Annotated in this window: 18 protein-coding genes; 5 read left to right on the top strand and 13 right to left on the bottom strand. The window is 64.3% G+C overall.

Annotated elements, in window-relative coordinates; genetic code table 11:
- The 8 genes from gsiD to AC1DWQ_RS14850 form a co-directional block, all read right to left on the bottom strand.
- Nucleotides 1-897 carry a glutathione ABC transporter permease GsiD gene (gsiD, locus tag AC1DWQ_RS14885; protein WP_477670742.1) on the bottom strand — a complete coding sequence of 299 codons (897 nt, stop codon included), beginning with the start codon at nucleotides 895-897 and terminating at the stop codon, nucleotides 1-3.
- A gap of 68 nt (nucleotides 898-965) precedes the next feature.
- Nucleotides 966-1886: a glutathione ABC transporter permease GsiC gene (gsiC, locus tag AC1DWQ_RS14880; RefSeq protein WP_477670337.1), complete on the bottom strand. Its 921-nt coding sequence runs from the start codon at nucleotides 1884-1886 to the stop codon at nucleotides 966-968.
- Between the two features lie 42 nt (nucleotides 1887-1928).
- On the bottom strand, nucleotides 1929-3479 hold the full coding sequence (gene gsiB / locus AC1DWQ_RS14875; RefSeq protein ID WP_477670336.1) for a glutathione ABC transporter substrate-binding protein GsiB: 1551 nt from the start codon (nucleotides 3477-3479) through the stop codon (nucleotides 1929-1931).
- A 72-nt stretch (nucleotides 3480-3551) separates the two neighbouring features.
- Entirely contained in the window at nucleotides 3552-5453 is a 1902-nt protein-coding gene (locus AC1DWQ_RS14870; RefSeq protein WP_477670741.1) for a dipeptide ABC transporter ATP-binding protein, read from the bottom strand.
- Between the two features lie 26 nt (nucleotides 5454-5479).
- Complete coding sequence (locus AC1DWQ_RS14865) at nucleotides 5480-6490, bottom strand: isoaspartyl peptidase/L-asparaginase family protein (protein WP_477670335.1); 1011 nt, start codon at nucleotides 6488-6490, stop codon at nucleotides 5480-5482.
- Complete coding sequence (locus tag AC1DWQ_RS14860) at nucleotides 6487-7446, bottom strand: MurR/RpiR family transcriptional regulator (protein WP_477670334.1); 960 nt, start codon at nucleotides 7444-7446, stop codon at nucleotides 6487-6489. The genes AC1DWQ_RS14865 and AC1DWQ_RS14860 overlap by 4 nt, the downstream gene beginning before the upstream one ends.
- 354 nt (nucleotides 7447-7800) lie before the next feature.
- Nucleotides 7801-8103: a hypothetical protein gene (locus tag AC1DWQ_RS14855; RefSeq protein WP_477670333.1), complete on the bottom strand. Its 303-nt coding sequence runs from the start codon at nucleotides 8101-8103 to the stop codon at nucleotides 7801-7803.
- Between the two features lie 98 nt (nucleotides 8104-8201).
- Nucleotides 8202-8768 (bottom strand): flavodoxin family protein, encoded by a 567-nt coding sequence (locus tag AC1DWQ_RS14850; protein ID WP_477670332.1) that lies wholly within the window; start codon nucleotides 8766-8768, stop codon nucleotides 8202-8204.
- 88 nt (nucleotides 8769-8856) lie between these two features.
- On the opposite strand from AC1DWQ_RS14850, the gene AC1DWQ_RS14845 reads away from it, so the two are divergent.
- The gene (locus AC1DWQ_RS14845; RefSeq protein ID WP_477670331.1) at nucleotides 8857-9306 is read left to right on the top strand and encodes a VOC family protein; all 450 of its coding nucleotides are present in this window, start codon (nucleotides 8857-8859) and stop codon (nucleotides 9304-9306) included.
- Here the strand turns inward: AC1DWQ_RS14845 and AC1DWQ_RS14840 are convergent.
- Both AC1DWQ_RS14840 and AC1DWQ_RS14835 read right to left on the bottom strand, forming a co-directional pair.
- Complete coding sequence (locus tag AC1DWQ_RS14840) at nucleotides 9275-9910, bottom strand: LysE family translocator (protein WP_477670330.1); 636 nt, start codon at nucleotides 9908-9910, stop codon at nucleotides 9275-9277. The two genes, AC1DWQ_RS14845 and AC1DWQ_RS14840, sit on opposite strands and share 32 nt — an antisense overlap.
- Before the next feature lie 17 nt (nucleotides 9911-9927).
- A complete protein-coding gene (locus tag AC1DWQ_RS14835) occupies nucleotides 9928-10449 on the bottom strand; it encodes a hypothetical protein (protein WP_477670329.1) in 522 nt (173 codons plus the stop codon).
- Nucleotides 10450-10548: 99 nt separating this feature from the next.
- Here AC1DWQ_RS14835 and AC1DWQ_RS14830 point away from each other — a divergent pair, with 99 nt between their 5' ends.
- Nucleotides 10549-11499, top strand: a complete 951-nt coding sequence (locus AC1DWQ_RS14830; protein ID WP_477670328.1) for a helix-turn-helix transcriptional regulator — start codon at nucleotides 10549-10551, stop codon at nucleotides 11497-11499.
- A gap of 15 nt (nucleotides 11500-11514) precedes the next feature.
- Here the strand turns inward: AC1DWQ_RS14830 and AC1DWQ_RS14825 are convergent, their stop codons facing one another.
- Entirely contained in the window at nucleotides 11515-12867 is a 1353-nt protein-coding gene (locus AC1DWQ_RS14825; protein WP_477670327.1) for a D-amino acid dehydrogenase, read from the bottom strand.
- 107 nt (nucleotides 12868-12974) lie between these two features.
- On the opposite strand from AC1DWQ_RS14825, the gene AC1DWQ_RS14820 reads away from it, so the two are divergent.
- Nucleotides 12975-13919: a LysR family transcriptional regulator ArgP gene (locus AC1DWQ_RS14820; protein WP_477670326.1), complete on the top strand. Its 945-nt coding sequence runs from the start codon at nucleotides 12975-12977 to the stop codon at nucleotides 13917-13919.
- 209 nt (nucleotides 13920-14128) lie between these two features.
- Nucleotides 14129-18193, top strand: a complete 4065-nt coding sequence (locus AC1DWQ_RS14815; RefSeq protein WP_477670325.1) for a PAS domain S-box protein — start codon at nucleotides 14129-14131, stop codon at nucleotides 18191-18193.
- Nucleotides 18194-18488: 295 nt separating this feature from the next.
- Here the strand turns inward: AC1DWQ_RS14815 and AC1DWQ_RS14810 are convergent, their stop codons facing one another.
- Together AC1DWQ_RS14810 and AC1DWQ_RS14805 are read right to left on the bottom strand one after the other, a co-directional pair.
- Nucleotides 18489-19040, bottom strand: coding sequence for a hypothetical protein (locus AC1DWQ_RS14810; RefSeq protein WP_477670324.1), 552 nt, complete (start codon nucleotides 19038-19040; stop codon nucleotides 18489-18491).
- Nucleotides 19041-19317: 277 nt separating this feature from the next.
- Nucleotides 19318-20169 carry a metallophosphoesterase gene (locus tag AC1DWQ_RS14805; RefSeq protein WP_477670740.1) on the bottom strand — a complete coding sequence of 284 codons (852 nt, stop codon included), beginning with the start codon at nucleotides 20167-20169 and terminating at the stop codon, nucleotides 19318-19320.
- A gap of 117 nt (nucleotides 20170-20286) precedes the next feature.
- On the opposite strand from AC1DWQ_RS14805, the gene AC1DWQ_RS14800 reads away from it, so the two are divergent.
- Nucleotides 20287-20700: a DUF1801 domain-containing protein gene (locus tag AC1DWQ_RS14800; RefSeq protein ID WP_477670323.1), complete on the top strand. Its 414-nt coding sequence runs from the start codon at nucleotides 20287-20289 to the stop codon at nucleotides 20698-20700.
- Nucleotides 20701-20728: the final 28 nt, after the last annotated feature.

The following is a 20728-nucleotide window of genomic DNA, read 5'->3' as shown; positions in this document are numbered from 1 at the left end:
CTACTGGCGGTCAAGCTTGGGGTCCAGCGCATCGCGCAGGCCGTCACCCAGCAGGTTAAAGGCCAGCACGGTCAGGAAAATGGCCAGGCTGGGAAACAGCGCGATGTGCGGCGCGTTCAGCATGTCAGCGCGCGCCTCGTTGAGCATGGCGCCCCATTCCGGGGTGGGCGGCTGTGCGCCCAGGCCCAGGAAAGACAGGCTGGCCGCCGTGATGATGGAGGTGCCTATGCGCATGGTGAGGTACACCACTACCGAAGACACCGTGCCCGGCAGCAGATGGCGCAGCATGATGACCGAGTCGGGAGCGCCTATGGAGCGCACCGCCTCGATGTAGGTCTGGTGTTTGAGCGAAAGCACATTGCCGCGCACCAGGCGCGCAAACGCCGGCACGCTGAACACAGCCACGGCCATGATCACGTTGACCATGCCGTTGCCCAGGATCGCGACGATCCCGATGGCCAGCAAAATGCCGGGAAAGGCAAACAGCACGTCGGACATGCGCATCACGATGCGGTCCCACCAGCCTTCGTAATAGCCCGCCAGCAGGCCCAGCAGCGTGCCGATCACGGCGCCTACGGCCACCGAGACCAGGCCCGCTGCCAGGGAGATGCGCGAGCCCATCAGGATGCGGCTGAAGATGTCGCGCCCCAGCGCATCCACGCCGAACCAGTGCTTGGCTGATGGCGGCGTGTTCAGCGCGTCGTAGTCAAAGAAGTTCTCCGCATCAAAAGGTGTCAGCCATGGTGCGAACACGGCCACCAGCACCAGCAGCAGCACGAAGCCGCTGGCCACCAGGGCCACGCGCTGGTTCTTGAATTTCCGCCAGAACTCGGAGGCAGGCGTGCGTACGGCAAGGGCCGTCAAGGGCACGCCGGTTTCTGCGCCGGGCTGCTCCATGGCGGGATGCGCGCTTTCCGCAGGCAACGGCTCACCTGCGATGGCAGCGTGTGGGTGTTCGGGGGTAGTCACTTGAAGCGGATGGTCGGGTTGATGATGGCGTAGAGCATGTCCACCACCAGGTTGATCAGGATGAATTCGAGCGAGAACAGCAGCACCAGCGCCTGGATTACGGGGTAGTCCCGCATCTCCACCGCGTCCACCAGCAGCCGGCCCATGCCGGGCCAGTTGAAGACGACCTCGACGACGATGGAGCCGCCCAGCAGGAAGCCGAACTGCAGGCCCATCATGGTGACCACCGGGATCAGTGCGTTGCGCAGCGCGTGTTTCACCACCACCACGGTTTCGGACAAGCCCTTGGCGCGCGCCGTGCGCACGTAGTCTTCCTTGAGGATGTCGATGAAGGAGCTGCGCGTGAAACGCGCCATCACGGCTGCCACGCCCGCGCCCAGCGTGAGGGACGGCAGGATGTAGTGCCGCCACGAATCGGCCCCGACGGTGGGCAGCCAGCCCAGCTGCACCGAAAAGAGTTGCATGAGCAGCATGCCCAGTGCGAACGAGGGAAACGAGATGCCCGAGACTGCCAGCGACATGCCCAGCCGGTCGGGCCAGCGGTTGCGCCACACCGCCGACACCATGCCCAGCACCAGCCCCAGCAGCACCGACCAGCCCATGGCTGCGATGGTGAGCCAGAAGGTGGGCGCGAAGCGCTCCGAGATCTCAGTCGCCACGGGCCGTTTGGTGCGGATGGACAGGCCGAAGTCGCCCTGCAGCGCATGGCTGAAAAAGCGCACGAACTGCTGCGGCATCGGCAGGTCCAGCCCCAGGTCGCGGCGCACCAGCTCCACGGTTTCGGGGCCGGCGTCGGGCCCGGCGGCCAGGCGTGCCGGGTCGCCGGGCAGCAGGTGCACAAACAGGAACACCAGCACGGCCACGATCAGCAGCGTCGGCAGCAGGCCCAGCAGGCGCTTGAGAAGGTAGTAGGTCATGCGGGAGCGGGTTTCTTCAGATTGCTGTTGCTGCTGCCGGGATTACTTCAGTTCCACGTCGTCGAAGTTGAAGCTGCCGTCCGGGATGACGTAGAAGCCTGCCAGATTGCGCGCACGCACCGACAGCAATTTCTCGGTCACCAGGAATGCCCAGGGGGCGTCTTTCCAGATGCGCTGCTGGGCGTCGGTGTACAGCTTGGCCTTCTCGGCACCGCTGGTGGTGACCAGCGCCTTGGCGATGTCGGCGTCTACTTCAGCGTTCTTGTAGTAGGCGGTGTTGAACATCTTGGGCGGCAGGGACTCGGAAGCCAGCAGCGGGCGCAGGGCCCAGTCGGCTTCGCCGGTGGATGACGACCAGCCCACGTAGTACATGCGCACCGGCGCCGTGGCAGGGTCCTGTGCGCTTTCCACGCGCTCCACGCGCTGGCCGGCTTCCAGCGCCTGCACCTGCACCTTGACGCCGACCTGGGCCAGTTGCTGCTGCACGAACTGGATCACCTTCTGAGCGGTGGTGTAGTTGTAGGCCGACCACAGAGTGCTTTCAAAACCGTTGGGGTAGCCGGCTTCCTTCAGCAGCTCGCGCGCCTTGGCCGGGTTGTAAGGCCAGGGGCCCAGCTTGGCGGCGTATTCCACGCCGTGCGGCACCACGCCTTCGGCAGGAATCGCGTAGCCCGAGAACACCACCTTGACCAGCGCCTCCTTGTTGATGGCGTAGTTGATGGCTTCACGCACCTTCGGGTTGTCGAAAGGCTTTTGCAGCGTGTTCATCGAGAGGTAGCGGTGGATGATGGACGGCGCGCTCGTCACTTCCAGGCTCGGCTTCTTCGACAGGCTGTCCACCGTCTCGGGCGGCATCGGGAAGGCGAAATGCGCCTCGTTGGTCTGCATCATGGCCGCACGCGTGTTGTTGTCGACCACCGGGCGCCAGGTGATGCTGTCCACCTTGGGGTAGCCCTTCTTCCAGTAGCCTTCCCACTTGGCAACTTTCAGGTAGTCGGTGGCCTTCCATTCGACGAACTTGAAGGGGCCCGTGCCTACGGGGTTCTGCGCGATGCCCTTGCTGCCGTACTTGGCCAGTGCCGCGGGCGAAATGATCACGCCGGAAGGGTGGGCCAGCGTGTTGATGAAGGGCGAGAACGGCTCCCTGAGCGTAAAGCGCACGGTGGTGGCGTCCACGGCCTCGATCTTGGCGATGTTCTTGTAGAGGTTGTAGCGCTTGAGCTTGTTGTCGGGGTTGGTCACGCGTTCGAAAGTGACTTTCACGGCTTCGGCATTGAAAGGCGTGCCGTCATGAAACTTGATGCCGGACTTGAGCTTGAAGGTGTAGACCAGCCCGTCCTTGCTCACCGTGTGGCTGTCGGCCAGCACCGGCACCATCTTCATCTCCTTGTCGAAACCATACAGACCCTGATAGAAGGATTTGGCTACGGCCTGCGACAGCGTGTCGTTGGAGTCATACGGATCGGTGCTTGTGAAATTGGACTGGACGGCCACGACCACATCTTTGGCGGCATGGGCCGGCGCGGTGGTGAGACCTGCCAGGCCGATCAGGCCAACCAGCGCGGCTGTGAGGGTGGAAAGACGATTCTTCATGAAAAAACTCCTTGAGGCGAAACGAGAGGCAAACACGGGAGACGGAAAGACAATGCGAAAGGCGAGTGGTGGTCAATAAGGGCCTCCTACCGAATGCCGTGCCACGAAATGCCCCGGCGCCACCTGGTGCAGCGGCGCCACTTGCGGCGCGTCGCCCACAGCGCGTATGGGGCTGGGAATCTCGTCGGCCATGAGTTCGCGCATCCCGCCGCGGCTGGCCGGGTCGGCAACCGGCACGGCCGCCAGCAGGCGACGCGTGTAGGCGTGCTGAGGGTTTTCGAACACGGCGCGGCGCGGGCCGATTTCCACGATCTGGCCCAGGTACATCACGGCCACGCGGTGGCTGATGCGCTCGACCACCGCCATGTCGTGCGAGATAAACAGGAAGGCGACGCCGAATTCCTGCTGCAGGTCCAGCATCAGGTTGATGATCTGCGCGCGGATCGACACGTCCAGCGCCGACACCGCCTCGTCGGCGATCACCACCTTGGGGTTGAGCGCCAGCGCCCGCGCAATCGCCACGCGCTGGCGTTGCCCGCCGGAGAATTCGTGCGGGTAGCGATGGGCCGCTTCGGCTGGCAAGCCCACCTTGCCCAATAGCCAGCGCACGCGTTCCTGCGCCTCCTGGGGCGAGGCGAGCTTGTGGATCAGCATGGGCTCCATGACCGAATAGCCGACCGTCAGCCGCGGGTCAAGCGAGGCAAACGGGTCCTGGAACACAAACTGGATGTCGCGGCGCAAGGCCTGCAGGGCCCGGCCCTTGAGCGCCGAGATGTCGCGCCCCGCGACCTCGACCTGACCGCTGTTGAATTCCAGCAGCCGGGCCAGCGAGCGGCCCGTGGTGGATTTTCCGCAACCTGATTCGCCCACCAGCGACAGCGTTTCACCGGCCTTGAGCTCGAAGCTGAGCTGCTCCACCGCATACACCTGCCGGCGCACGCGCCCGAGCAGGCCGCTCGCCAGCGGAAAGCGTGTGACCAGGTCCTGCACCTTGAGGACAGGCGGCAGGTCGTGGCGCACGGTGCTTGCGGCGCTGAAAGCCTGGCCGCCTTCGTCATCTTTGCCCTGCGGCGCGCCCGGCACCGCAAAGCGCGCTGGCAGGTCCTGCCCGTGCATGGCACCCAGCCGGGGCACCGCTGCCAGCAGGGCCTGGGTGTAGGGTTGTTGCGGCCTCACAAAGAGGCTGGCGCAGTCACCTTCTTCGACCTTGTCGCCGCGGTACATCACGAGCACGCGGTCGGCAATTTCGGCCACCACGCCCATGTCGTGGGTGATGAAGATCACCGCCATGGCCAGTTCGCGCTGCAGCTGCTGGATCAGCGCGAGAATCTGCGCCTGGATGGTCACGTCCAGTGCCGTGGTGGGTTCGTCGGCGATCAGCAGCGTGGGCTTGCAGGCCAGCGCCATCGCAATCACCACGCGCTGGCGCATTCCCCCCGACAGCTGGTGCGGATGGCGGCCCAGCACGTTTTTGGCTTCCGGGATGCGGACCAGGTTGAGCATGCGCAGCGCTTCGGCAAGCGCCGCCTTGCGTGAAAGCCCCTGGTGCAGGCGTATCGATTCGGCGATCTGCTCGCCCACCGTGAACACCGGGTTGAGCGAGGTCATGGGCTCCTGGAACACCATGGCCAGGTCGGCGCCGCGCAGGCTGCGCATCTGCGATTGCGAGGCCTGCGCCAGGTCAAGGCGCTCGCCGTTGCGGCGCGTCAGCCACATGCTGCCGCTGCCCAGGCGGCCACCGCCTTGCTCCACCAGGCGCATGAGGGCCAGCGATGACACCGATTTTCCGGAGCCTGATTCGCCCACGATGGCGAGCGTTTCCCCGGCGTCGACGTGAAAGCTGAGGCGCCGCACCGCATGCACGGTGCGCTGCTCGCTGGCAAAGCTCACGCTGAGGTCGTTGACTTCAATCACGCGCTGGCGGCCGGCAGTGGGCGTGCCCTGTGCGCCGGGCGCCGTACTGGCGCGCGTCATGTCATCCAGTAGTCCGGGCAAAGCGGTCATGCGGCGCTTTCGTCGGCTTCGCCTGCGTAAATGGCGCTCACCGGCGCCTCACCCACGCGGGCCCAGCCACGGTACATGCCTTCGGTGTTGAAGGGAAGGCTCAGGTTGCCCTGTGCATCGACGGCAATCAGGCCGCCCCGCCCGCCGATGGCCGGCAGCACGTTCATGACCACTTCCCGGGCGGCCGCATCCAGCGGCATGCCGGCATAGGCCATGCGCGCGCAGATGTCATAGGCCGCTGCGGTGCGAATGAACATTTCGCCCGAGCCGGTGCAGGAAATGGCGGCCGTGCGGTTGTCCGCATAGGTGCCGGCGCCTATCAGGGGTGAGTCGCCGACCCGGCCGGCGCGCTTGTTTGTCATGCCGCCGGTGGAGGTGGCGGCTGCCAGGTTGCCCTGCGCATCCAGGGCAACGGCGCCCACGGTGCCGAATTTTCGGCCTTCGTCCAGGGGCGCAGCGCCGGCTGCGGGCGAGCGGAACACCAGCGCCGCGCCATCGTGATCCAGCACCGCCGTGTCGGCGGCGAGCGCGCGCCGCAATTGCTCGCGGCGTGCATCGGTCGAAAAATAATCGGGCGAGACCATCTCCAGCCCCTGCGCTTCGGCAAAGGCTTCGGCGCCGGCCGCAACCAGCAGCACATGTTCGCTGCGCTCCATCACGGCACGCGCTGCGCGCACCGGTCGGCGTACACGGCTCACGCAGGCCACCGCACCGGCGCGCAAAGTGGCGCCGTCCATCACCGCCGCGTCCAGCTCATGGGTCCCGTCGTGGGTGAAGACAGCGCCGTGCCCGGCATTGAAGAGCGGGCAGTCTTCAAGCAGGTCGACCGCCAGGCTGACCGCGTCCAGCGCGCTGCCGCCGCCGGCCAGCAGTTGCTGCGCGGGCCGCAGGATGCCCCGCAGGGCAGCGTGATACGCCGCGTTTTGTTCTGCGCTGATATGGCTGCGGCTCATGGTGCCGGCGCCGCCGTGGATGGCGATAAGGGGAAGGGGCTTGGGCCGTGTCACTTGGATGCCTTTGGCAGTTTCGGTTGGGCGCGGGGTTTGCGTGGGGCAGGTGCTGCGGCATCGGTATCGGGACGCAGCCGGTCGGCGTGGTTGCCGTGCAGCCAGGGCAGCACCGACTCGGCCAGCTGGGTTGCGGCTTTGAGCGAGCCTTTAGCGCGGTGAGCGACCGCGCTGCACAAGGCCTCTATCAGTGCCAGGACGGTGGCTTCGGAGTTGGCGAAGTACTGGCTTTCGGTATGGGCGTAGAGCGCGACGGTGGCCAGCGGCGCCAGCGGCGACGTCACGCGGTCGGTCAGCGCCAGCACCGGCACGCCAGCGTCGCGCGCGCGGCGCGCCAGCAAAATGGTGTCGCCGAAATAGCGCGGGTAGGCAATGGCGATCAGCAGGTCTTCGGGCTTGAGGCGTGCCAGCACGCGCGCGCCGTAGGACGAGCTTTCCATGCTGGCCAGGAGCTGGACGTTGTCGCAGTAAGGGTCCAGCGAGCGCTGCAGCAGCCCGCCCAGCCAGCTGCTGCTGCCAAAGCCGGCAATGTAAATGCGCCGTGCCTTCAGGATCGCCGCCACGGCCTGCTCACAGCTCTGGGCATCCAGCGACTGCCGTGTCAGGTCGATGTTGCGCTGGCTTTGCACCAGGGCGGATGCAAACACGTCTGCCACCGTGGCGGGGTGCTCAAGGTTGTTGCGCAGCTTTTCAACCGGCGCCAGCGTGGCTTCAAACCCCAGCACCAGCGCGGCGCGGAACTGCGGGTAGCCGTCAAATTCCAGCGCCCGGGCGAACCGGTTGGCGGTGGCCACCGAAACCCCGAGCGTGGCGGCCAGCTCGTCGATGGGCATGGTAGCTGCTTGCAAAGGGTGAGCCAGCACATAGTCGGCCATTTGCCGGTGCGAGCGCGTCAGCGTTGGCAATAAACGCCCAATACGCTGCGCCATTGAAGGGTTGCCAGGGAATGTCGCCATCAGGATTGGGAGTGGAACTGGATGTATATAAATTTACAAAACAATTCATGATAACGAAATTTTTGATCATTTCAAATCAAATTCAGGCACCGTGATGCGCGGTGGGGTGAGTGCTGGCCGTGACCGGGGGCAGGTTTCAGGCCTCACTGCCGGAAGGCAGATGCACTTCAGTGCATCGTTGTTTAAATGAATATAGCCTGCAATGCCGGTGGATTGTGCGCTGACAGCTATTAAAACAATAGCAAATGGAGTTGCCGCCTGATACGTCGGCCGGGATGTAGATACGTCGGCGATTCGGCAAGCAGCGATTTGCCCCGGTGAGGCATGGCCGCCATGAGGCCGTTTGGGCTTGCCCTAGGACTTGAGCTTCTTGTAGGCGTGGCCCATTTCAGGGCCCTTGCTGGTGTCTTTCAACCCCCGCCGCAGATCGCGCCCGGCTTGTTCGACTTCGGCACTGGATTGCCCGCCCGTCATGTCAACGGACTGGTCGCGCTCATGAGGCAGTTCCAGGCTGGCTTCGACAGAGGTGTCTTTGGACGAACCCGCCCGCTCAGGACGTGAGCTCTGGACGCGCGGAGTTTTCGCCGGCATGCCCTTGCCCGAGACGGGTTGCTCCAGGTTGTTTTGCCGTGCGGCAGCGGATTTGGAAGATGTCATGGCACCTACTGTCGGCCCCGCCCCCCGGCAGGGCTGTCAGCCCGAAAAGGCAGCGTTTGTAGGAAACGGCCACCTTGCCTGCGCGAAGCCCGCGCGGCTCAAGCGGCCAGGAACGTCGCGGCTTGTGCCGTGGCGGCGGCATCGGCTTTGACGGCGTCGGGTGGCCCGCCTTTGCCCCACAGTTCGCCGCCGTAGTTCATGGCCATGAACTGCGCGCAGAGCCTGATTGAGTCCACCATGGGCTGCGCTTTGGCGCGGTCGCCGCTGGTGGTGATCAGCCACAAGGTTTTTTTCGCCATCTCTTCCTTGAACGGCAGGCCGGGCACGCGCATCCAGGCGCTCCAGTGGTCGAGGTAAATCTTCAGCGGCGCCGGAATGCTGTACCAGTACACCGGGGCCACAAACACAATGTCGGTGGCGTCCATCGTGGCGTCCAGCAGCATCTTCATGTCGCCTTCCGGCATGGCGTACTGGCCCGTGGTGTGGCGCTGATCGACAAACAGCGGCATCCGCATGCGGGACAGGTGATGCCAGGCCTGGGGCGTGCCGGCCGGCAGTGCGGCGGCGGCTTGCTGCGCCAGCCACTCGGTGTTGCCCAATGCGCCGGGCTCGCGTGTGGAGGTGGCGAGGAAAAGAAATCGGGGGTTCGGATTCATGGCGGCCATGGTACTGGCTGCCGCAGGCCTTTGCTTGTGCAGGGTTTGGGTACGGCGTGCCAGAATAAAGCGCAGCCTCACTGGAGCCTTCCTCGCCATGATCCACATTCGCGACATCGACCACATCGTTCTTCGTGTCATTGACCTGCAGGGCATGCTGCGCTTCTACCAGCAGGTGCTGGGCTGCAGCCTGGAACGCCGGCAGGACGAAATCGGCCTGGTGCAACTGCGCGCCGGGCGTTCGCTGGTGGACCTGGTGCCGGTGGACGGCACGCTGGGCCGGGCCGGCGGCGCGGCGCCAGGCAAGGAGGGCCGCAACGTCGACCATGTCTGCTTTCGTGTCGAGCCCTTCGACGCAGAGGCGATTCATCGTCACCTGGCGGCCCACGGGGTTGAGGCAGGCAAGGTGGAGTCGCGCTATGGCGCCGAGGGCGAAGGGCCTTCGATTTATCTCAACGACCCCGAAGGCAACACCGTGGAACTCAAGGGGCCGGCATGGCCCGAGGGCGCCAACCCTAAAACTGCCGCCAGCCCTGCCATGCCGTGAAGCATGCGCCGGCGATCAGCACGGCACCCACGGCGCGCGCCATGGCAACACTGGCGCCCGGCCGCACCGCCAGCCATCGCCGGGTACCCGCAGCAGCCAGCGCCAGCGAACCGTATACGCCGCTTTGGGTAATGGCGATGATCAATCCAAGCGCCACAGCCTGAACCCAGAGCGAGCCGTATTCCAGCCGCAAAAACTGCGGAAAGATGGCCAGCATGAAAAGGTAGGCTTTCGGGTTGAGCAGGCAGGTGAGCGCGGCTTGCCGGAAGGTGCGCCACGGGGACGGCGGCTCGATGTCGGGCAAGGCGCCGAAAACAGATGTGCTGCGCATCAGTGACCACCCGATCCAGGCGATATACAGGCTGCCCGCCACCAGCATGACATTGACCATGCCCGGAACCAGCTGCAGCAGGATGCCCAGCCCCAGCGCGCCTGCCACGACGTGGCAAATACCGCCCGCCACAATGCCCGCCACGGCGAAGAGGCCGGCCCTGCGCCCGCCGGTCAATGAGCTGGCCATGACGAACGCCATGTCCATGCCGGGCAGGATGATGATGCCCAGCACCATGAGAAAAAACAGCCAGAGGTGTGCGAAGTGGTCCATCGACGAGCCTGTTTTTTTTAGCGGTGTACCGCGTGGTAAGCGGGGCGTGACAGGCTCATCACCCAGTTGGTTTCCCAGTGGCGGCCGTCGTCTTCCGAAAAGGCCTGTTCCCAGCGGGCGTGGGTAGGTGTGATGCCGGACCAGGTGAAACGAACCCGCACGGGCCGGCCTTCATGGCTGTCGTTTCCCTCAAACCGGCCTATGCCGCCGGCAAACGAGCCGGTCACCGGCGGCTGCAGCAAGCCGTTGTTCTGGCTGACCCAGTAAATGCTCCACAACCGCGTTTGCGGATTGAAAAACCGCAAGGCCATGCCGATGGTTTCCTTGTTTTCGGTGACGAGGTCGTTCATGTTGCCGAGCCCGCCCAGCAGCAGCGCGCCGTCCTGCACGGCTTCGAAACTTTCCCAGTCGGTACAGCCCTCCAGTCGCCGGCGCAGACGCTTGTTGCTGACCAGCCAACGCCCGGTAATGAAATTGAAATCGTGGCGCCCGTCGGTGAGCTCGGCAAGCTCCGGTGTGTGAGTCAGGGTGGTGGTCATGGCTTGAAGTGCATGTGGCACCGCAGTGGATATGTGAAAACCAGTCTAAAAAGGTAATAGGGCTGTTTCAGCCCTAATTAAGCGTTAGACTTTTTCACCATGTACTCCCCCACCACGCGCGTGCTCACCGTCCTGGAACTGCTGCAGTCCCACGGCCGGCTGAGCGGTGCCGAGCTGGCACGGCGGCTGCAGGTGGATGGCCGCACCCTGCGCCGCTACATCGCCAAGCTGGAAGACCTGGGCATTCCGGTGGTGGCCGAGCGTGGCCGCTACGGGTGCTACAGCCTGATCGCCGGCTTCAAGCTGCCGCCGATGATGTTCACCGACGACGAAGCGCTGGCCCTGTCGCTGGGCCTGCTTGCCGCGCGCGGCCTGGGGCTGGCTGAGGCAGCGCCTGCCGCGGAAAGCGCGCAGGCCAAGCTGGAGCGCGTGATGCCGTACCAGCTGAAAAACCGCGTCCGAGCGCTCGGTGAAACAGTGACGCTCGACATGCGCCATGCGGTGGCCCCCGGTGACAACACGGCGTTGCTGGCCTTGAGCACCGCAGCGCACGGCTGGCAGCGTGTGCACATGGCGTACCGTTCAGCCGACGACGATGTCACCGAGCGAGACTTTGACGCCTATGGCCTGGCATTTCGCCGCGGCCGCTGGTACGTGGTGGGCTGGTGCCATCTGCGCGGGGCGCTGCGCTCATTCCGCCTGGACCGTGTGCAGGAAGTCCGGCCGCTCAATGTGGTGTTCACGCCGCCGGCAGATTTCAATGCAGCGCAGCATCTCGTCCTGGGGCTGGCCACCATGCCGCGCACAAACACCGTGCGCCTGTTGCTGCACACCGATTTGCAGACGGCGCAAATGGAACTCCCCGACAGCATTGGCGTGTTCCAGCCCAGTGACGAAGGCGTGCTGCTGCACAGCCAGACCGACCACATCCCGTGGTTCGCCAGACAGCTTTCGCGGTTGCCATTTGCTTTCGAAATCCAGGAGCCGCCTGCGCTGCGCACCGCGCTGCGCGACCACGCACAACGCACGCTGGACCAGCATGCGGCCTGAACAGGCAGGCGTGGATCAGGCGGTTTCAGGCTCCAGGCGGCCGCGCGCGCGGGCCAGCCCGTAAAAACCGAAATCCATGGCCGGGACCTCCCCGCAGATCAGCTCGGCCATGGCCTTGCCAGACCCGGCGCCATGCGTCCAGCCCAATGTGCCGTGCCCGGCATTCACCCACAGGCGGCCGACTTTGGTCTTGCCGATGTAGGGAATGTTGGTGGGAGTGGCGGGACGCAGGCCGGTCCAGAAATTCGGTGTACCGCCCTGCGCTTCAAGGCGGGTGTCGCACACGCCTGGCAGCACTTCTTCGATGCGGTCGGCCAGCATTTTGCAGCGCGCCCTGGCCAGCGGGGTGTCCAGCGAAAGGTCATAGCCACCGACTTCGATGGTGCCGGCCACGCGCAAGTGATCGCCGAGGCGGCTCATGGCGCATTTGACCTCGTCGTCAATGGTGCTGACGAAGGGCGCAAGTTCCGGCTTGAGCAGCTTGAAGGTGGCGCTGTAGCCTTTGCCCGGATAGATCGGCAGGTCAACGCCCACCGAGCGCAACAGCGGCGCCGTGTACGAACCGCAAGCCACCACGATCTCGTCGGCCTTGAGTTTCATGACGGGACTCTCACTGCTGCCCGGCACGGTGCGTGCCCGGACGGCGACCGACTGGACCGCTCCACCGGACTTTTCCAGTCCTTCGATGTTGTGTTCGTAGAGAAAGCGTACGCCCTTGTCGGCGCAGCGCTGTGCCAGCGCCTGGGTGAAGACGCGCGCGTCGCCGCTTTCGTCGCTGGCGGTATAAGTGCCTCCCACGATGCGGTGCGCAAATGACTTGAAGGCCGGCTCTATGCCCAGCAACTGGGCGGTGCTCACCACGCGACGCGCCACGCCGTACTTCTGCATCAGCGCCGCCGCTTCACCGGCGGTATCGAACGACTTCTGGTCGGTGTAGTAGTGCGCGATGCCGCGCTCCAGCCGGTTGTATTCAATGCCGGTGGTCCTGACCACCTCCTTGAGCGCGATATGGCTGTAAGCGCCGAGTGCCACCAGCTGCTGCACGTTGCGCTCAAACGCGGCGTCGTTGCATTGCGACAGAAACTGCAGGCCCCAGCGCCATTGCTGCCAGCCATCGCCGAAGGGCAGTTGTGGCCGGAACAGCAGGGGGGCGTCGTTGCGAAACATCCATTTCAGGGCCTTCAGGGGGGCGTCCTTGTTGGCCCAGGGTTCGCAATAGCTGACCGAAATCTGCGCGGCATTGCCAAAACTGGTTTCCAGGGCGGCTCCGGGCTGCCGGTCCACCACAGTCACCTCATGGCCGCGCTCCAGCAGGTGCCAGGCGGTGCTGACGCCGATGATTCCCGCTCCCAAAACCACTACTTTCATACAAGCCCCTTTACAGCTTTCAAGTGTGAAGGATGTTGCTTTCAATTAATAGAAAAATTAAACTATCAGTGAAAACATCAGAACAACTAATACAAAGGAGGCTCTGCATGAGCACTTTTGATCCGGATGCGCTCGAATGCCTGGCAGCCATCGTGGAAGAGGGCGGCTTTGAGCGGGCGGCCCAGCGCCTGTCGATCACGCAGTCGGCTGTGTCGCAGCGCCTGCGTGCACTGGAGGCCCAGGTCGGGACCGTGCTGATCGTGCGCAGCAGGCCGCTCAAACCTACTTCAGCCGGCCAGCTGTTGCTGAAACACACCAAGATGCTGCGGCTGCTGCGTGCCGACCTTGAGCGCGACCTGAAAGAGCTGGCGCCCAGCTCGCTTGGCGGTGCGCGTGAGGAAGAGCGCATTTCCATCGCCATCAATGCCGACAGCATCGCCACCTGGGCCCTGCCGGCGCTGACCGACCTGGCGCAGCAGGGCCTGCCCATGGAGATCATCCACGACGACCAGAACTTCACCCACGAGTGGCTGCGTGAAGGCCAGGTGCTGGGCTGCGTCACCACACTCAAGCAGGCACTGCGCGGCTGCAAGGTGGAACCGCTGGGCGCGATGCAGTACATCGCGGTGGCTACGCCGGGCTTTGCGCAAAAACGGCTTGGCCTGGGCGAGGGCCCTGGCGGCAAACAGAACGCGCCCGCCTTGACGCAATACAACTTTCGCGATGTGCCTTTTATTGCGTTCAACCGCAAGGATGAGCTGCCGGTCGATTTCGTCGGCAAAGCTTTCGGGCTCAAGCGCGTCACCCTCAACCAGCTCTTTGTGCCGTCATCGGAAGGCATGGTCAGGGCTGTGCTGGCGGGCTGGGGCGTCAGCGTGGTGCCGCGCCTGCTGGCGCAAGGACTGATTGACACAGGCCAGCTCGTCAACGTGGCGTCCAGCTACACCCTGCCCATCCAGCTCTACTGGCATTGCTGGAACCTGGAGTCCGAAGTGCTGGATGCGCTCACCGCTGCACTCAAGCAGTCTGCAGCGCAGTCGTTGGTGACCTGATCGCACGAAAAGAGGCGCGCACCGCGTAGTGGCTGTGCACGGCTGGCGGCCGACCGGGAACACCGGGGCAGCCATGCGCTAGTCGCTGTTTCACTCGCTGACAAAGGCAGGTAAGGGAGTAGTCCCATTTACAAAAGGCACTGGCTTCCGCACACTGTGACCTGATGCGCGCTTGGCGCTGCATTGCAGTGAAAGGCACGAGGTAACGAATGCTGGGATGGCTGGGGCTGCGTACCCGTCTGGTTTTGCTGGTGCTGCTCGCGCTGCTCCCGCTGTTCGGCTTGCTCGCGTATTACGCCGAACAAGGCCGCCGCACTGCGCTGGAGCATGCACAGGTTGACCTGCAGGCCCAGGTCGCGCTGCTCGCCACACACCAGCATCGCACGGTGGACAAGGTGCATGAGCTTCTCAATGGCCTGGCCAGTGCGCCTCATATCAAGAGCCACGAGCCTGGACTGTGCGGGCAACAGCTGAAAAACATCCATCGGGAGCACCCCGAGTTCACCCATGTGGGCGTTGTTGCGCCGGACGGCCGGCTGGTCTGCAGCTCACTGGGCCTTCCCGCCGGCAGTATCCAGGAAGATGACCGGCCATTTTTCCTGCAGATCATGACCGGCCAGCGTTTTGCCATTGGGACCTACGGCATTGGCCGCAGCAGTGGCCTGCCGGGCCTGATCTTCGCCATACCGATCCACACCGATTCCGGCGCCATGGGGGGCGTGGCCTTTGCCTCCCTGGGCCTGAAGGCCCTCGCAGAGCCTTTGACCGCCGCCTCCATGATGTCGGGCGCAAGGCTGACGGTGCTTGACCGGGACGGCGTGGTGCTGGCCGTTTCCCCGCAGACACCTTCCTGGCTGGGCCGACAGCACCCGGACGCCGCCGTGCGCCAGGGCGTGCAAACGCGTCACCTGGGTGTGCTGCATGCACCTGATGCGCAGGGAAGCCAGCGGGTCTACGCTTTTGCGCCGGTTTCCGTCGAAGGCCGCGATGGGCTATTTGTGGCAGTCAGTGTCCCGCAGGAAATCATCGGCGCAGAAAGCCGCGACAACCTGCTTTCGGAGCTGGCGGCTTTGCTCGCCATGGCCGTGGCAAGTGCAGCCTGTGCATGGTGGATAGGCAACCGCCTGATCGTCAACCCGGCCAAGGCGATCCTGAAAGAAGCCAATGAGGTTGCAGAGGGCAATCTGGGGGCGCGTGTCAGGCTGGGTCCGTTGTACCAGGGGGAGCTTGGCGACATTGGGCAGACCTTCAATCGCATGGCTGGCTCCCTTCAGGCGCGCCAGGAGGAGCTTGATGCCGTGCTCAGCCGCGTGGACAAGGAGCGCTCCTTGCTCGATCTCATTCTCAACAGCATGAGTGAAGGTGTAATCGCGGCGGACACCGAAGGTCGTTTCCTGGTGTTTAACGCGACGGCTCGCAAGCTCTTTGGCGTAGCGCCAGGCCCCGGCGTGCGGGTCGAGGACTGGCGCCGCGACCACGAGCTGCTGACGCTCGACGGAAAAACCCCCTTGCCGGCGTCGGAGCGGCCGCTGGCGCGCGCAACGCGCGGCATCAGTATCGACAACTGGGACCTGGTATTTCGCAGGCCCGGCGCCGAAGACCGGGTACTCAGGATGAGCACGCGGCCCTTGCAGGATGACGCCGGCACGCTGGTGGGCGGCGTCGCGGTGTTCAATGACATTACCAAGGTCAAGGCCGCGGAGGATTTTGCCCTGGCGCAGGAACAGGTATTGGCGCTGATTGCCGGGAGCGCGCCCCTGCAGCGCTCGCTCGAGGCCGTGGTGCAATTAATTGAGACGAGTTCCCCGGACAGCCTGTGCTCGATCCTGCTGCTGGACGGGCAACACCTGCGCCTGGGTGCAGCGCCCAGCCTGCCGGACAGCTACAACCAGGCCATTGAAGGCCTGCCGGTAGGTGAAGGGGTGGGTGCCTGCGGTACCGCGGCGTTTCGCAACGAGATGGTCGTGGTGGAAGACACCCAGCTCGACCCGCTGATGAAGGACTACCGGGAGATATTGCTCGCGCATGGCCTGCGCGCCTGCTGGTCCCACCCTGTGGTTTCGACCGACGGCGAGCCGCTGGCAACATTTGCCATCTACCACCGCTATCCATGTGTACCCCAACCGCACGATCTGGAACTGATCGACACTGCGGCGCGGCTGGCCGGTATTGCGCTGGTACGTGCCCGCGCCGAGGCGGCGCTGGTCAGCAGCGAAGCGCGTTTTCGTGAACTTGCAGAAAACATCAACGACGTTTTTTACAACGTGGATCCCCGCTCCGGCCAACTTCTCTATATCAGCCCCGGCTATGAGAAGGTGTGGGGCCGCAGCCGTGAGAGCCTGTATGCCAACCCCCTGTCATATGCCGACGCTGCGCTGCCGGAGGATCAGCCTTTGCTGAAGCTCGCCAGGAAGCGCAACCGCACTGGCGAATCCTCCGACATCGAATACCGCATCCTGTCCGCGGACGGCAAGCTCCGGTGGATACGCGACCACTCCTATCCGGTGCTCGATGCGTCGGGTGTCCTCGAGCGTGTGGTGGGCACCGCCCGCGACATTACCGACCGCAAGCTTGCCGACCTGGCGCTCGCAAACACCAACCGGGCCCTGCAGATGCTGAGCCAGTCCAGCATCGCCATCAACCGGATTGAAGACGAGGAGGCCCTGTTGGCCGAAGTCTGTCGTGTCGCCGTCGATGTGGGCAGCTACCGCATGGCCTGGGTGGGGTATGCACAGAACGACGAAGCGCGCACCATACAGCCCATGGTGCACGCCGGTAACGAGGGCGGGTACCTGACGGTGATCCGCCTGACCTGGCGTGATGACCAGGTTACGGGCCAGGGCCCCGCGGGCCAGGCCATTCGCACCGGGCTGCCCCAGCAAAGCGACATCAGCCGGGCCGACAATCATTTTTACTGGCAGGCCGATGCCATGAAGCGAGGCTACCAGAGCGCGGTTTGCCTGCCTTTGCGCGAAGGGTCCAGCAGTTTCGGCGTGCTATGCCTTTATTCGGCTGAGCCGCAGCAGTTCACCGCTGAAGAGGTCAAACTTCTGCAGGAGCTTGCCGACAACCTGGCGTTCGGCATCGTCAGCCTGCGTGAACGCCTGGAGCGCCAGCGCAGCCAGGAGGCCGCACGCCAGGCGGCAGTCAAGCTGCACGAACAGGCTTCGCTGCTGGACAGGGCCCAGGACGCCATCATGGTCCGCAACCTGGACCGGACCATACGTTTCTGGAACAAGGGTGCCGAACGCCTTTACGGATGGACAGCCGAAGAAGTGCTGGGCAAATCGATGGAAGAGTTCATGTACGAGGATCCCCAGGTGCTTGTGGGCGCCATGGCCCGCACGCTGGCCAATGAAGGGGACTGGACCGGTGAACTGGAGCAGCGCGCCAGGGATGGCTCAACGGTGGCCATCGAAGCACGCTGGACGGTGGTGCGCGACGAAGAAGGCAAGGTTAACGGGGTGCTCGGCATCAACACCGATATCCGCGAACGCAGGCGTGCGCGCGAGGAGATATTGCGGCTCAACGCCAGCCTGGAAGAGCGCGTGCAGCAACGCACCGCGCAACTCGAATTTGCCAACAAACAACTGGAGGCATTTTCTTATTCCGTATCCCATGACCTGCGCAGCCCGCTAAGTGCCATCGACGGATTCAGCGACCTGCTGCAGCGTGCCATGAACAAGTCCGACAGCACACCGCTGTCGGAGCGCAGCCGGCATTACCTGGCGCGCATACGGGCCGGGGTGGGGCAGATGGGGGAATTGATCGATGCGATGTTGACGCTGGCACAGGTGTCGCGCTCAAGCCTGCGTTGGGAGCCGGTCGACCTCAGCGCACTGGTCCAGGGCATCCTTGACGGCTACCGTGAACGCGAGCCCGAAAGGCCGGTGGCGCTCCATGTTGAAGCGGGCCTGACGGGGCAGGGTGACCCGCGCCTGCTCATGCAGTTGCTGGACAACCTGCTGGGCAACGCCTGGAAATTCAGCGCCAACCAGGAGCGCACCGAAATCACCTTCGGCCATGAGGTCGGCGAAGACGGGGAGACGGTTTATTTTGTCCAGGACAAGGGCGCCGGCTTCGACATGGCCTACGCGGAGAAGCTGTTTGGCGCGTTCCAGCGCCTGCATTCGCTGTCGGAATTTGCCGGCACCGGCATTGGGCTGGCCACGGTGCACCGCATCGTGGCACGGCATGGCGGGAAGGTCTGGGCCCAGTCATCCCTCGGGCAAGGCGCCACGTTCTATTTCACGCTGGGTGACAGGACTTTGTAAGGGGTGGAGCCCCCACGCTCCTCCACTGCGTGTGGGTCGCGAGGCCTTGCAGGCCGCAGCTCGCGAGACGCTTCGCCTCTGTCGCCCGTCCGAGCCTGCGCAGGCAGGCTCGGAGGCCGCTCGCCTGCAGTCCGGCAAAGTCGGTCCTGCGGCTCATGCTTGCATGAAGAGTTCGGCGGCGTAACCAGTGGGCGTATTTCACCAGTGGGGGCCGCGGGTCCGGCTTTGCCGGCCCCAGGCGCCGCCCCCTTGAGGGGGGAACAGGCTACACGCAGTGAGCCTGGACGGGGGTGGTTTAAAAGCTCTGCGGGCGCAGAGTTTCGCGCAGCGTCTGCGCTTTATCTGCGTCGAACTGGCCTTCAACCCGCGCCAGCACTTCACCCTGGCGGTTGACCACCACGGCGTAGACCTGGTCGGTGCCGTTGAGGCCGGCCGCACGCACAAAACTGGCTCGGTCGGTGAACACCGGCACCAGCCTGGCGCGCTCGGTATCTGCGGTGTAGTGCTTGAGCAACCTGTTTTCGACGGCGCTGCGCCCCGTCGGTGTGCCGGGGTCATTGACGATCGGCATGCGCATCCACGCGATGGACGAGTCGTTACGCAGGTTCAGCCCCTGGATCCAGCTCTCGGCCTGGACATGCTGGCCGCGCTGGAAGGTGATCAGTGCAAGGGTGCGGTCAGAGGGCAAGCCATCCGGCACGTTGACCGGCTGGCGCAGCAGTGTTTGCGCCATGAAAGCCGGCATGTGCCCCATGACGCTGGCCTCATTGGGTGATGCGAACGCAAACGCAAACGCGAGGCCGACGGCAAGCAGCCAGGCGCCAAGATAGGACACGTTGCTTTTCATGGTGCTCTCCCCAATGCGGGTGCGGTGCAGGAAGTCCTGCATGAACCCTTCATGCAAGATACATGCAAGCCGAACAGTGCGCAAACCAACAATTGGAACAAAGTGTTATCACTTTCGTGCTGACCCTTGGGTTCCGCGTTGCCGGTCGTGGTTGGGTTACGCGATGCGCAGGAAGTTCAAAAAAATGCCGCCGCCGTGTGCGCTGCGGCGCTACGACTTTAGTCACCAGCGGCACGTGGGCACCACGCCCATAAGAGGACGACTGAGTGCTTGAGTGCTATTGGCCGACGCGGATCAGCAAGTCGGGTAAAAACCCGTCCTGTTCATGCTTGCGCGCATAACCCAGCGGGTTCGCCACTACGCGGCAGCCGCGGCTGATGTAATTAATTACGCAATGCAGGTGCCCGTGCAGCCATAGGTCGGCCAGCGGCAGCAGGTCATCCAGCGTATTGCAAAAGCCCGCCGTACCCGGCACCAGGCCATAGCGCGGGTCGGCGCTCAGCAGGCTGGGGGCGAAATGCGTCACGGCCACAGTAGGCCCTTCAAATGGTACGGCCAGTGCCTGCCGCAACCAGGCCTGGCTTTTGAGGCCCTTTTCGCGCAGGTCGGCCGCCAGCAGTGGCTGGCCATCGCGAAAGGAATGGTTTTTTCCGAGATAAAAGTTGGCTGCGCGGAATGCTTTTTCGCGCGCTTTCAGTTGCTCGCCCGGCGTGATGTCCGATGCCTGGGCCTGGCCTGCGCTCAGGGCGTCAAAGTCGGTCCACAGCGTGCTGCCCACAAAACGCACACCCTGCAGCACCACGGTTTCACGTTCAAGCCAGACCATGCCCAGGCGCTCGCAGGTTTCGCGCAGCCGCACATGGGTTTCATCAAAGTCCAGGCCGTCGTATTCGTGGTTGCCCGGGACAAACAGCACCGGCGTCGGCCAGTCCGCACCGCCTTGGGCCAGAGGCAAGGGCGAAAACTGCCCCAGGCCGAAGTCGGCAATGCCCCTCTCGCCCAGCAGCGAGCCCTGCTGATAGGAGCCAATGTCGCCGGCCAGTACCAGCAGGTCGGCGCCGGGTACGGGCACGGCCTTGAAGTCGGGGTTGCTCTCGAGATGCAGGTCGGACAGGAGCTGGATGTTCACCCCGCCGATTGTGCGGGAAGACGGGGCCGGTTCCGGGTGGCGGGCTTTTTCGCTTGCGTCGCCCAGTGTCCGTGCGCTAGATTGCGCAGGCATGAAACAGGAACCAGGGAGCCACCGGTGACACCTATCCAGAACACAGCCGTCGCGCAGGCCTTCGCGGCCTACCCGCCACTGCTGCGGCGCAAGCTGATGGCCCTGCGCCAATTGATTCTGGACACGGCATTGGACACACCCGGCGTCGGCGATCTGGAGGAAACACTCAAGTGGGGCGAGCCGGCCTACCTCACGTCAGCCAGCAAAAGCGGCAGCACCATCCGACTGGGGCCGGTCAGATCCAGTCCAGCGCAGTACGCCCTGTACTTCAACTGCAACACCATGCTGGTGGACACCTTCCGCACCTTGTTTCCCCGCGAGCTGCGCTACGAGGGCAATCGGGCCATCGTGCTCGATGCGGCTGATCCACTGCCGAGGGATGCCTTGTCGTTCTGCATTCAGGCGGCGCTGACCTACCACCGGAAAAAAGGCCCCTGAAACGGCAAAACCGCCGGCGCCGGGCGGG

It is taken from the genome of Polaromonas sp. P2_G11, from assembly GCF_056403595.1.
This window is presented reverse-complemented; position numbering and strand designations above follow the sequence as displayed.